We start from the raw sequence: 11,363 nt of genomic DNA, 5'->3' as shown, positions 1-11,363 counted from the left end.
CCGGTTGCGGGGCGGGAATTTGAGTATTTAGGGCAAGATGAAAGGTCATTGGTCGCGGCCTTTCGGATCGTCGCCCCAGGTTCCCCAGGTCCAGCCGGGGCGTTTGGCGCTGATTTTGTCCTGTATCTCCTGCGGCGGCGCGGTGACCTGCGCGCTGTAGGTGCCAAAAACTTCAAGCGTGTTGGTGCAGCGGGCGGCGTGGAACCACTTGCCGCAGCCGTTCACATGGCGCCAGCGTTCGAAATGCACGCCTTTGGGGTTTTCGCGGTGGAACAGGTAGCCTTCGAACTCTTCATCCGAAGAGCCGGGACCGAAGCGTTTCAGATGCGCCTCGCCACCGGCGTGCAGTTCCGTTTCCTCGGCCATGACGCCGCAATAGGGGCAGTGAAGGATGAGCATATCTTGAGGTTCCTTCTTAGTGGGCGACGCCGGCCGCGACGCTTTCGTCGATGAAGCGGCCTTCGGAGAAGCGGTTGAGGCCGAATTCCTCGGTCAGGGGGGAATGGCCCTTGGCCATCAGCTCCGCCATGGCCCAGCCGGAGCCGGGGATCGCCTTGAAGCCGCCGGTGCCCCAGCCGCAGTTGACGAAGATGCCATCCACCGGGGTTTTCGACAGGATCGGTGAGCGGTCGCCGGTCATATCCACAATGCCGCCCCATTGGCGCAGCATTTTCAGGCGCGAGATCATCGGGAAGGTTTCCACCAGCGCCCGCACGGTTTCTTCAATATGATGGAAAGAGCCGCGCTGGGTGTAGTTGTTGTAGCCGTCGGTGCCGCCGCCAATGACCATTTCGCCCTTATCCGACTGGCTCATATAGCCGTGCACCGTGTTGGCCATGACCACCACATCCATGCAGGGTTTAATCGGTTCAGACACCAAGGCCTGCAGCGACAGCGATTCAATCGGCAGACGGAAGCCTGCCATTTCGGCCAGCACGCCCGAATGGCCCGCTACCACCATGCCCAGCTTGTCACAGTCGATCGCACCCTGGGTGGTGTCAACGCCAATCACTTTGCCCCCTTCGGAGCGCACGCCGGTCACTTCGCATTTCTGGATGATGTCCATCCCCATCGCCGAACAGGCGCGGGCATAGCCCCAGGCCACCGCATCGTGACGTGCGGTGCCGCCACGCTCTTGCCAGAGGCCGCCCAGAACGGGGTAGCGCGGGCCGTTGATATTGATGATCGGCACCAGTTCTCTAACTCGTTCGGGGCCGATGAATTCGGTTTTCACCCCCTGCAGCGCATTGGCGTGCGCCGTGCGCTGGTAGCCGCGCACCTCATGTTCTGTTTGCGCCAGCATGATTACGCCACGCGGGCTGAACATCACGTTGTAGTTCAGGTCCTGGCTCATCGTTTCATAAAGCGAACGGGCCTTTTCATAGATCGCCGCCGAGGCATCCTGCAGGTAGTTGGAGCGGATGATGGTGGTGTTGCGGCCGGTGTTGCCGCCACCCAGCCAGCCCTTTTCCAGCACCGCCACATTGGTGATGCCGAAGTTTTTGCCCAGATAATAAGCGGTTGCGAGGCCATGACCGCCTGCACCAACGATGATCACATCGTATTTCTTTTTCGGTTTGGGCGAGGCCCAGGCGCGTTCCCAGCCGGTGTGATACCGGACGGCTTCGCGGGCGATGGCAAAGGCAGAGTAACGTTTCATGCGGCGTCTTTCGGCTCGAATCCATGAGGGGGTTGTCCCCTTCATCATTGGCCTGTTTGCGACAGGCGCCCCCGTTTCCAAGCGTCATATTTCAGTCTGGTTGCGACACCGCGGCGCAACGCAATTGCGACATGACAGCCATGTGCGTGTTTTGGGGCTTTTGCCGCTGGGCGGACGGGGCTACATCTCTTGCCACTTGCAGCTGGAGGCCACATGACGTTCTGGATCATCATCATCACCCTTGCCCTTGTTGTTTCGGGGCTGATGACCCTTGCCCTGTTGCGCGGCCGCGCCGGGGATGAACCGCCAGCGGCCTATGATCTGCGGGTCTACCGTGACCAGCTGAAAGAAGTGGATCGCGACTCTGCTCGCGGGGTGATCGCCGCAGAAGATGCCGATCGCGCCCGCGCCGAAATCTCGCGCCGGGTTCTGGCGGCGGATGCGCAGCTGAAGGAAGGTGGCGACACCGGGGGGCAGCCGCGCATGGGTGGTCTGGCCATGGCAGGTGTGACTGCGGTGTTTCTGATCGGGGGAGCGCTCTATCTTTACAATGACATGGGCGCGCCGGGCTATGCCGATCAGGGCCTGAACCTGCGGCTGGAACTGGCAGACAAAGCGCGGCGTGAGCGCCCCAGCCAGGCCGAGGTCGAAGCCTCGCTGCCGCCGTCGCCCGCCTTTGAGGATGTGAGCGAAGAATATATCGAACTGATGACCAAGCTCAGAGCCGCTGTGGCAGAGCGCCCGGACGATCTGCAGGGGCAGCGTTTGCTGGCCCGGAATGAGGCGAGCCTTGGCAACTATGTGGCCGCCCGCGCCGCGCAGGAAAAAGTGGTTGAATTGCTGGGCGAGGCTGTCACCCCTGCCGATCTGACCAATCTGGCCGATATCATGGTGATCGCTGCTGGGGGCTTTGTGTCGCCTGAGGCGGAAAACACCCTGATGCGGGCCTTGGCGCTGGATCCGAAAAACGGCGTTGCGCGGTATTACATGGGGCTGATGTTTGCCCAGGTGGGCCGGCCTGATGCCACCTTCCGCGCCTGGCAGTCCTTGATTGCCGAAGGCCCCAATGACGCGCCCTGGATTGCGCCGGTGCGGGGACAGATTGAAGAGGTCGCCCGGCTGGCGGGTGTCGACTATACCCTGCCCGCGCTGGACGCCGCGCCCGGCCCTGACGCCGATCAGGTGCGTGCCGCACAGGAGATGACCGAAGAAGAGCGCAACGATATGATCCGTGGTATGGTCGCTGGACTGTCCGAACGTCTGACCACCGAAGGCGGCACACCCGAGGAATGGGCGCGGCTGATCTCGGCCTATGGGGTGCTGGGGGAAATGTCGCAGGCGCAGGCGATCTATGAAGAGGCGCAGCAGGTCTTTGTCAATGTGCCGGAGGCCTTGCAGGTGATCCGTTCTGGCGCGAAAAATGCAGGGTTGCTGCAATGATCTATGAAACCGAACAGGACATGGCGGCCGCCTTAGCGCCGATGCAGCCGTTGATGGGGCTGGATCTGGGGACCAAGACCATCGGGGTTGCGGTCTCGGATGTGCTGCGATCGGTGGCAACGCCGGTTGAGACCGTGAAGCGCAAGAAGTTCGGTGTTGATGCGGCGCGTTTGCTGGAACTTTGCAAGGACCGTCAAGTCGGCGGCATTCTGTTAGGGCTGCCGCGCAATATGGATGGCTCAGAGGGGCCGCGCGCGCAGTCCACCCGCGCCTTTGCCCGCAACCTCAGCCAGCTGACCGATCTGCCGATTGGGTTCTGGGATGAACGCCTGTCGACCGTGGCGGCAGAGCGGGCTTTGCTGGAAGCAGACACCTCGCGCGCCAAGCGGGCCGAGAAGATTGACAACGTGGCCGCCTCCTTCATTCTGCAGGGGTTTCTGGACCGGCTACGCAATTTGTGACGGTTTTGGCCCGTGATGCGGTCGCAAACAAACGGTTTTTGGCAGGCGAAATCGGCCTGAATGAACAGGCAACAACCACAGTTAGGTGAGACGGGTAGATTGAGGCAGGCTGATGAATGAAATCTGGCGCCGTGACGAGATCGAGAGCCCCTGTGTGCAGATCTGCGTGATGCACCCCAAAGAGGGCATCTGCGTCGGCTGTTATCGCAGCATTGAGGAAATCACCGCCTGGTCCGGGATGACACCGGATCTGCGCAGCGCCATCATGGCCGATCTGCCTGCCCGTAAGGACCAATTGAAAAAGCGGCGCGGAGGCCGCGCCGCTCGGGTTGTGAAACCCTAGAGATTTTGGATTCGTCCAAGATTAGACTTGGGTTAGCCCCAGGTCGGGTTGGCCAGGAAAAAGACATCCCCCGCCGTCAGCTGACCATGTGCACCCTCGACAATAGCGGCCACCTGCCCGTCAATCAGAACCTCGGCATTTGTGCTGCTGCCCTGCTGCTGCACGGTCACCACCGGCTGCCCTGCGGCGGCCTCATAGATGATCTGCAGCTGGTCCTCTGCCGGGTCATAGTCGGTCACTGTCACCGGATCCCCGATCCAGGTGCCCAGCCGGAAGGTATCCGCACCAGCGCCCCCTGTCAGCGTGTCCGCGGAACCGGCAATCAATGTGTCATCGCCGAGCTCGCCCAGCAGGCTGTCCGCCCCCCGCACGTCCGTGTCGCGAAACAGCCCGTCAGCGGCAGACATCGGGTTGTAATAGCCTTCGATGATATCATTACCCTCGCCGCCATACATCATATCCGATCCGTCACCCCCGGCCATGAAGTCATAGCCCTGCTCACCAAACAGGGAATCGTTGCCCCCGTCGCCCAGCAGGTAATCACTGCCGTCGTCACCCGCCAGCGTGTCATTGCCAGCGCCGCCGCTGAGCAGATCATTGCCCGCACCGCCGTTCAGCAGATCCTGCCCGTCATGGGCCGCCAGCACATCGTCGCCAGCCCCGCCGCGCAGATCATCGTCGCCCAGGTAGCCCGACAGGGTGTCGTTGCCATGGCCGCCCTTCAGCAGGTCATTGCCCGCCTCGCCCCAAAGCTCGTCATCGCCCAAACGGCCAAAGATATCGTCGGCCCCATCGGTGCCAACCATCGTGTCATTGCCGTCGGTGCCTTCACCGTCGCCATGCATCACGTCATTTGCCGCAGGGCTGTCTTCCCCAGCGCCCATAACCGCAGCCAGGGCACCAAGACCCAAAAGCAGTAAAATTCCCGTCATTTCAAATTACCCCCTCAGATAATATCGAAAGGGGTAACGGCCACCATCTTTGGTTGCAAGATGTTAAATTCTCGACACTCGAATCCGTCAACACTGACGTCATCTCGCTGAGATTGTTGACCAAATCACGTCAAACCACCGACAACCCATGCGTTTTGGATTGAGGGTTACATCCCCAGCGCCTTGCGCAGCATGTTCAGAGCCACCAGTGTCAGGAACACCGCAAAGACCCGCTTTAACGGTTTTGGATCCATGGCATGGGCCAGTTTCACCCCCCAAGGTGTGGTGATCAGGGTCATGCAGATCGTCACCGTAAAGGCCACAAGGTTCACTGCCCCTAGGGTCAGCGGCGGCCGATGGGCTGCGTCAATGGGCAGAAACAGGAAGCCAATCACCGAGGGCACCGCGATGATCACACCAAAGCCTGCCGCCGTGGCCACCGCCCGGTGAATCGGAGTGTTGAACAGGCTCATCAATGGCACGCCAAAACTGCCGCCGCCAATGCCCATCAGCACCGAAAGAAAGCCCATTGCCGGTGACAGCGCCAAACGCCCTGCGCCTTTCGGCATCGCCTGCCCCAGCCGCCATTCACTGCGACCAAACCCCATGTAGAGACCAATCACCAGCGCCAGCGCGCCAAAGATACCCTGCAGGGTGTCAGAGCGCAGCGACGCCGCCGTCACCATGCCCAGCACCGCGCCAATCGCAATGCCCGGCGCCCAGCCTTTGAGGATCTCCCAGTCGACGGCACCCTTTTTGTTGTGGCTCAGCACCGAGCGGATCGAGGTCACGATGATCGTCGCCAGAGAGGTCGCCAGACACATCTGCATCAGCTGCGGCCCGTCATAGCCAAGGGTCTGGAAAGCGTAGAAATAGGCCGGCACCAGAACAATGCCGCCGCCCACGCCCAACAGGCCCGCCAGCACACCGGCCAGCCCGCCGATCACCACCAGAAGCGCCAGCATCATCAAAAGAAGGTCCATTTCAGGCATCTTTACGTCCCCAAGTTGCCTCGGGTCCCACACCCGATCATCCGCGCAGACTTAGAACGGGTTTTGGCCAAAACCACAACAGGATTGCGTTCCGTAGAACTTGGTATGGTGTGAACTCAGGGAAGCCTTCAGGCGGCCAATGGCATCGCGGCCAGCGCCTCTTCCACCAGTTCTGGCCCCACGCCCGGCTTATGGGCGTTCTCAGACAGGATGCGCCGCCACTGCCGTGCACCGGACTTGCCGGCAAACAGCCCCAGCATATGCCGCGTGACCTGCCCCAGTTTGCCGCCAGCAGTCAGATGTGCCTCGATATAGGGCAGCATCTGGCGTACAACGTCCACCGGATCGGTGGCGGTGCCCGTGCCATAAATCAGCGGATCCGCCTGACAGAGGATATCCGAGGGCTGGTGATAAGCCGCACGGCCAACCATCACCCCGTCCAGCCCCCGCGCCAGATGGTCCTGCGCTTCTGCCAGCGAATTGATCCCGCCATTGATCGAGATGTGCAACTCAGGAAACGCCGCCTTCATCTGGTGCACCAGATCGTAATCCAGAGGTGGAATGTTACGGTTTTCCTTGGGGCTGAGGCCCTGCAGCCAGGCCTTGCGGGCATGAATTGTGATGCGTTTACAACCTGTTGCCGCAACCTTCTCGATGAACTCCGGCAGCACCTGTTCCGGCTCCTGATCGTCCACACCGATGCGGCATTTCACGGTGACCTCAACAGAAACCGCATCCTGCATCGCCTTGACACAATCGGCCACCACAGTGGGCGAGCGCATGAGAACCGCGCCGAATGTGCCCGATTGCACCCGATCCGACGGGCAACCACAGTTGAGGTTCACCTCATCGTAACCGCGCTGCTCACAGAGCTTCGCCGCCTGCGCCAGCTCAACCGGATCCGAGCCCCCCAGCTGCAGCGCAACCGGATGTTCTTCGGCGTTGAAATCCAACAGATGCACCGCCCCACCGCGCACCAAGGCCGGCGCCGTCAACATCTCGGTGTAAAGCAGGGTTTCCCGTGACAACAACCGGTGCAGAAAGCGGCAATGACGGTCTGTCCAATCCATCATCGGGGCAACCGAAAGCCGTGCCGCGCGGGTGAGATCGGGGGTAGGTTGGGACAACAACGTCATAACGTGCTCATTGGCTAGCGGGATCAGAGGCGGCTCTTAACACCTCTCGGGGGCAGTTGACCAGTGGCTATGGGCTGTTGCAGGCACTGCGTTTCGCGCGGCTTAGTCTGACAGCACCGCCTCCAGCCGTGTCTGTGCCAGGGCGAGAAACCGGCTGGCGATGCGGCTGGGTTGGCGCAGGGCGGGTTGCAACAGTTCGTAGGTGAACGGAATGGCCGGCGCGAGGGGCCGGCGGGCCACACGGCCGTCTGTTGCGGCAAGGCGGGCGGCGACCGGATCCACGAAGCCGACCCCCAGGCCCGCAGCGGCCATTTCCACCAGCGCAGCAGAGAGCTGGGCCTCGGCCACCACCGCGGGTGTGGACCCGTGCGCCGCAAACCAGATGTCACAATCGCGTCGGGTGGTGACCTCCTCCCCCAGCGCCAGAAACCGGTGGGGCTGCAGATCCTCAGCGGTCAAGCGGTGGTTGCGGCACAGCGGATGCGCCGGTGGCAGCACCGCCTCCAAGGCACTTTCCGCCAGGGGGCGGCGCAGGACGGAGGGGTGATCGGCCTCCACCGCGGCAAAACCCAGATCGAACTGTTGCGAACTGACGTTGCGCAGCACCTCAGCGGAGCTATGCACCCGCAGGGCAATCCGCACGCCGGGCTGATCGGCGACAAATTCGGCAATGACCTGTGGAAGGAACCGCAGCGCCAACGCGGGCATGCCTGCAATCAGCAGATGGCCACAACGGTAGTCGCGAATGTCCGCCGCCACCCGGCTGATCTCGCCCAGACCCACAAAAGACCGTTCGACCTCTTCCAGCAGCGATTGCGCCTCGGCTGTGGGCCAGAGGCTGCGCCCACGCCGTTCAAACAGGGTAAATCCCACCGCTGCCTCCAGATCCGCGATCAGACGGCTGACGGTGGGCTGGGTGGTGTTCAGCGTTTCCGCAGCAAGCGTGACCTTGCCACGGGTCATCACGGCACGGAACGCTTCAAGTTGGCGGTGGCTGAGGTCCTGGGGCATCGATCACATATAGCCTGTGCGTATGAATTGGTCAAAACTAGCGATTTTTCATATACAATGCAATCTGCCACACTGGCCCAACACAGATCGGAGGGGCTGATGAAGGCCGCAGAAACAGTGATCATAGGCGGCGGTATTGTGGGCCTGTCCGTGGCCCTTGGGCTGTTGCAGGCGGGTGTTGGCGTCACCGTACTGGATGGTGAGGACGGGGACCTCCGGGCCAGTCAGGGCAACTTTGGTCTGGTCTGGCTGCAGGGCAAAGGGGCGCAATTTGCCCCCTATGCGCGCTGGACCTCGGCGGCGCTGGACAGCTGGCCAGCGCTCTGCACCCTGCTGCAGGACGTCACTGGGCAGCAGGTCCATTTGGACCAGACCGGCGGCTACGAGTTTTTCACGGACGCCGCAGAACTGGCCGATTTCACATCAGACCTGGAGAGGCAAAAAGACATTCTAGGCAATGACTTGCCCTACGAAGTCCTGTCCGGAGAGGCCCTGCGCAAACGTTTCCCCATGATAGGCCCCAAGGTGCTGGGAGCCACCTATTGCCCGCTTGATGGCCATGCGAACCCGCTGTTATTGCTGCGCGCCTTGCGGCTGGCGGTGCAGCGTCTGGGCGGTGATCTGCGCCCCAATCACAGGGTCACCCGGATCCACCGTACCGAAAGTGGCTATGCGCTGCACACACCGCAGGGCGCAGTGACAGCGGATCGGGTGGTGCTTTGCGCGGGACTTGGCGCCATGCCGCTGGCGCCGCAACTGGGGTTTCAGACGCAGGTGCACCCGCAACGTGGCGAATTGCTGATCACCGAGAAACTGTCCTCCCCCCTGCCCTTCCTGTCCTCAACCATTCGGCAGGTCAATGAGGGCGGCGTGCAGATCGGTGGCACGGCAGAGAACGCGGGGCTGTCGCCCGCCGACACGCTTGCCAAAACCGCCTGGCTTGCGCGCCACGCGGTGGAGGTTCTGCCCGCACTTGACCATGTGCGAGTGGTGCGCAGCTGGGCGGCGCAACGCATTAAGACGCAGGATGGCGCACCTGTTTACGCGCGCTCCAACGATGGCACGGCGCATTTGGTGACCTGCCACAGCGGATTGACATTGGCGGCGCAACATGTGCTGGCCCTGCCAAAATGGATTGAATCCCGCGCCGATGCGCCGGATCTGGAGGCTTTTGATGAAACACGCTTCACGGTTTGAGCGCACAGACGAGGTGGGGCCCCGGATTGTCTTTACCTTTGAGGGCACAGAGGTCACCGGCCATGCCGGCGAAAGCCTGGCCGCCGCGCTGCTGGCGCTGACCGGCGGAGCCACTCTGGAACGGGCGGGCAGCACTCGTACCCCTTACTGCATGATGGGAGTCTGTTTCGACTGTCTGGTTGAGGTGGACGGCCGCCCCAATGTGCAGGCCTGCCTGACCCCGCTCCGGGCAGGCATGGTTGTGCGGCGCCAACTGGAGGAGACGCGGATCGGAGGGCTGGCAGATGGGCTATGATCTAATTGTGATCGGTGCGGGCCCCGCGGGCATGAGCGCGGCCGCCTTGGCGGCTGAGGCAGGGCTGGCGGTGCTGCTGTTGGATGAAAACCCACGTGCAGGCGGTCAGATCTACCGCGATCTTGGCCAGAACACAGATCGGCGGGATTGGCTGGGACCGGACTACCGCGCTGGTCTGGCCCTGATTGAGCGGCTGGCGGACCAGCGGATCACCTGCAAGTTCGGCGCCTCTGTCTGGCGTGTTGATGCGAACCAAGACAACCGATCGGTCCATGTCTGCTGGTCGCAGGCTGGCGACAGCCATCAGACCGAAGCCCGTCATCTGCTGATTGCCACCGGCGCACAGGAGCGCCCGACCCCTTTTCCCGGCTGGACCCTGCCCGGGGTGATGCCAGCGGGGGCGGCGCAAATTTTGATGAAAAACGCAGGCCTGTTGCCTCGTGACGCGGTTCTGGCGGGGGCAGGTCCATTGCTCTATCTGGTTGCGGCGCAGATGATCGCCGCGGGCCATCCCCCTAAAGCGCTGGTGGAAATCCAAGGTCCAAGAGACATGCTGGCGGCCGCACGTCATGTGCCACAGGCTTTGTTTGCATCTCGTCAACTCCTGAAAGGCGTGTCCTTACTACGCCAGATCCGCCGGGCTGGGGTGCCGCGCTACACCAACGCCCGCAACTTCCGTGTTGATGCTTTGGCTGACGACCGCCTGCGTTTCAGCTTCACCCACCGAGGTAAAACACAGGCCCTCACCTGCGGGCTGGTGTTGACCCATCAGGGTGTCATTCCGTCCACCCACCTCAGCCGGGCCTGCGGCATCCTACATGTCTGGGACAATGCACAACGTTGCCTCAGGCCCCAAACTGACCCTTGGGGGGCGACCGACCTGTCGCAGATCCACATTGCTGGGGACGGCGCGGGCATTCTAGGGGCTGAGGCTGCGGCGCTGCGCGGACGATTGGCGGCGCGGGATATTTTGCATCAACTGGGGCGTATCAGTGCCGATCAGCGGGATCAGGGCAGCGCAGCGGACATCGCAGCATTGCACCGGGCATCCGCGATCCGCCCCCTGCTTGACCGGCTCTATCCCCCACCGTCGTGGATCGAGACCCCGCCGGAGGACACTATCGTGTGCCGCTGCGAAGCGCTGAAGGCCGGCCCGCTGCGACAGGCCATCACAGAGGGCGCAACCGGACATCGACAGCTGAAAACCGCCACACGGCTAGGCATGGGGCGCTGTCAGGGGCGGCAATGTGATGCCACGGCCCGCGCGCTCTTGGTGGAGGCTGGACATCCGCCTGTTGAACCACCGCGTGCGCGCCATCCGGTGAAGCCCGTGACGCTGGGGGAGCTGGCACGCCTTGATCCGTCGTTCAAAGGTTAGTCGAGCATCGGGTAAACACCGGTATTTTTCACCGTGCCGTAGACAAAGCTGGTGTCGATTGAACCGATACCGCCGATAGGGTGGATCCGGGTGCGGATGAAATCCTCATAGGCCGCCAGCCCTGCCACCACGACCCGCAACAGGTAGTCGGTGGGGCCGGTCAGCATGTGACACTCCTGCACCTCATCCAGCGCAATCACCCGCCGTTCAAAAGTCTTCACCGTGTCCTCATTATGCTTTTCCAACGTGATCCGCACAAAAGCGGTCAGCGCCAACCCGTAAGCTTCCGCATCCACATCAGCGCTGTAACCCTTGAGAACACCGGCTTTTTCCAGATTGCGCACCCGCCGCAGGCAGGGGCTGGGCGACAGGTTCACCTGTTCGGCCAGTTCAAGGTTGGTCATACGCCCGTCCAGTTGCAGGGCACGCAGGATCTGGCGGTCTTTCTGGTCCATCCCGGGGTCATCCTTGGCAAATAATGCTAATTATTACACAATCCTTAGCAAGATTGGCAAGCA

Annotated in this window: 13 protein-coding genes; 6 read left to right on the top strand and 7 right to left on the bottom strand. The window is 62.1% G+C overall.

All coding sequences use genetic code 11. The annotated features are described in order from the left end of the window. Positions 1-45: 45 nt before the first annotated feature. Both SIC14_RS15000 and SIC14_RS14995 read right to left on the bottom strand, forming a co-directional pair. Positions 46-399 carry a sarcosine oxidase subunit delta gene (locus SIC14_RS15000; protein WP_412562724.1) on the bottom strand — a complete coding sequence of 118 codons (354 nt, stop codon included), beginning with the start codon at positions 397-399 and terminating at the stop codon, positions 46-48. Between the two features lie 16 nt (positions 400-415). Continuing rightward, complete coding sequence (locus SIC14_RS14995; protein WP_412562723.1) at positions 416-1,660, bottom strand: sarcosine oxidase subunit beta family protein; 1,245 nt, start codon at positions 1,658-1,660, stop codon at positions 416-418. A gap of 213 nt (positions 1,661-1,873) precedes the next feature. Here SIC14_RS14995 and ccmI point away from each other — a divergent pair, with 213 nt between their 5' ends. The 3 genes from ccmI to SIC14_RS14980 all read left to right on the top strand — a co-directional run bounded on the left by ccmI (position 1,874) and on the right by SIC14_RS14980 (position 3,904). Then, positions 1,874-3,100, top strand: a complete 1,227-nt coding sequence (gene ccmI / locus SIC14_RS14990) for a c-type cytochrome biogenesis protein CcmI (protein WP_412562722.1) — start codon at positions 1,874-1,876, stop codon at positions 3,098-3,100. Further along, positions 3,097-3,561, top strand: coding sequence for a Holliday junction resolvase RuvX (ruvX, locus tag SIC14_RS14985; RefSeq protein WP_412562721.1), 465 nt, complete (start codon positions 3,097-3,099; stop codon positions 3,559-3,561). Before ccmI ends, ruvX begins: the two co-directional genes overlap by 4 nt. Positions 3,562-3,670: 109 nt before the next feature. Then, positions 3,671-3,904: a DUF1289 domain-containing protein gene (locus SIC14_RS14980; protein WP_412565877.1), complete on the top strand. Its 234-nt coding sequence runs from the start codon at positions 3,671-3,673 to the stop codon at positions 3,902-3,904. A gap of 32 nt (positions 3,905-3,936) precedes the next feature. Here the strand turns inward: SIC14_RS14980 and SIC14_RS14975 are convergent, their stop codons facing one another. The 4 genes from SIC14_RS14975 to SIC14_RS14960 all read right to left on the bottom strand — a co-directional run bounded on the left by SIC14_RS14975 (position 3,937) and on the right by SIC14_RS14960 (position 7,975). After that, positions 3,937-4,836, bottom strand: coding sequence for a calcium-binding protein (locus SIC14_RS14975; RefSeq protein ID WP_412562720.1), 900 nt, complete (start codon positions 4,834-4,836; stop codon positions 3,937-3,939). A gap of 167 nt (positions 4,837-5,003) precedes the next feature. Further along, a complete protein-coding gene (locus tag SIC14_RS14970; RefSeq protein ID WP_412562719.1) occupies positions 5,004-5,828 on the bottom strand; it encodes a sulfite exporter TauE/SafE family protein in 825 nt (274 codons plus the stop codon). A gap of 128 nt (positions 5,829-5,956) precedes the next feature. Further along, a complete protein-coding gene (dusA, locus tag SIC14_RS14965) occupies positions 5,957-6,964 on the bottom strand; it encodes a tRNA dihydrouridine(20/20a) synthase DusA (protein ID WP_412562718.1) in 1,008 nt (335 codons plus the stop codon). A gap of 102 nt (positions 6,965-7,066) precedes the next feature. Then, positions 7,067-7,975, bottom strand: coding sequence for a LysR substrate-binding domain-containing protein (locus SIC14_RS14960; protein ID WP_412562717.1), 909 nt, complete (start codon positions 7,973-7,975; stop codon positions 7,067-7,069). A 99-nt stretch (positions 7,976-8,074) separates the two neighbouring features. Between SIC14_RS14960 and SIC14_RS14955 the strand changes: the two genes are divergently transcribed. The 3 genes from SIC14_RS14955 to SIC14_RS14945 are packed head-to-tail and all read left to right on the top strand — an operon-like array spanning position 8,075 to position 10,845. Further along, positions 8,075-9,172 (top strand): NAD(P)/FAD-dependent oxidoreductase, encoded by a 1,098-nt coding sequence (locus tag SIC14_RS14955; protein ID WP_412562716.1) that lies wholly within the window; start codon positions 8,075-8,077, stop codon positions 9,170-9,172. Continuing rightward, positions 9,150-9,467 carry a (2Fe-2S)-binding protein gene (locus tag SIC14_RS14950; RefSeq protein WP_412562715.1) on the top strand — a complete coding sequence of 106 codons (318 nt, stop codon included), beginning with the start codon at positions 9,150-9,152 and terminating at the stop codon, positions 9,465-9,467. Before SIC14_RS14955 ends, SIC14_RS14950 begins: the two co-directional genes overlap by 23 nt. Then, entirely contained in the window at positions 9,457-10,845 is a 1,389-nt protein-coding gene (locus SIC14_RS14945; RefSeq protein ID WP_412562714.1) for an NAD(P)/FAD-dependent oxidoreductase, read from the top strand. Before SIC14_RS14950 ends, SIC14_RS14945 begins: the two co-directional genes overlap by 11 nt. Here SIC14_RS14945 and SIC14_RS14940 read toward each other — a convergent pair. Further along, positions 10,842-11,300 (bottom strand): Lrp/AsnC family transcriptional regulator, encoded by a 459-nt coding sequence (locus SIC14_RS14940; RefSeq protein WP_412562713.1) that lies wholly within the window; start codon positions 11,298-11,300, stop codon positions 10,842-10,844. The genes SIC14_RS14945 and SIC14_RS14940 overlap by 4 nt on opposite strands. Positions 11,301-11,363 lie beyond the last annotated feature (63 nt).

The organism is Thalassobius sp. MITS945101, assembly GCF_047123305.1.
In the GTDB taxonomy this organism is placed as follows: domain Bacteria; phylum Pseudomonadota; class Alphaproteobacteria; order Rhodobacterales; family Rhodobacteraceae; genus Thalassobius.
The sequence above is the reverse complement of the archived record's forward strand: the minus strand, read 5'-3'. Positions and strand labels throughout refer to the sequence as shown.

Coding starts and splice junctions, on each gene's coding strand:
- SIC14_RS15000 (WP_412562724.1), bottom strand. CDS start 399: ATGCTCATCCTTCACTGCCCCTATTGCGGCGTCATGGCCGAGGAAACG.
- SIC14_RS14995 (WP_412562723.1), bottom strand. CDS start 1,660: ATGAAACGTTACTCTGCCTTTGCCATCGCCCGCGAAGCCGTCCGGTAT.
- ccmI (WP_412562722.1), top strand. CDS start 1,874: ATGACGTTCTGGATCATCATCATCACCCTTGCCCTTGTTGTTTCGGGG.
- ruvX (WP_412562721.1), top strand. CDS start 3,097: ATGATCTATGAAACCGAACAGGACATGGCGGCCGCCTTAGCGCCGATG.
- SIC14_RS14975 (WP_412562720.1), bottom strand. CDS start 4,836: ATGACGGGAATTTTACTGCTTTTGGGTCTTGGTGCCCTGGCTGCGGTT.
- SIC14_RS14970 (WP_412562719.1), bottom strand. CDS start 5,828: ATGCCTGAAATGGACCTTCTTTTGATGATGCTGGCGCTTCTGGTGGTG.
- dusA (WP_412562718.1), bottom strand. CDS start 6,964: ATGACGTTGTTGTCCCAACCTACCCCCGATCTCACCCGCGCGGCACGG.
- SIC14_RS14960 (WP_412562717.1), bottom strand. CDS start 7,975: ATGCCCCAGGACCTCAGCCACCGCCAACTTGAAGCGTTCCGTGCCGTG.
- SIC14_RS14955 (WP_412562716.1), top strand. CDS start 8,075: ATGAAGGCCGCAGAAACAGTGATCATAGGCGGCGGTATTGTGGGCCTG.
- SIC14_RS14950 (WP_412562715.1), top strand. CDS start 9,150: ATGAAACACGCTTCACGGTTTGAGCGCACAGACGAGGTGGGGCCCCGG.
- SIC14_RS14945 (WP_412562714.1), top strand. CDS start 9,457: ATGGGCTATGATCTAATTGTGATCGGTGCGGGCCCCGCGGGCATGAGC.
- SIC14_RS14940 (WP_412562713.1), bottom strand. CDS start 11,300: ATGGACCAGAAAGACCGCCAGATCCTGCGTGCCCTGCAACTGGACGGG.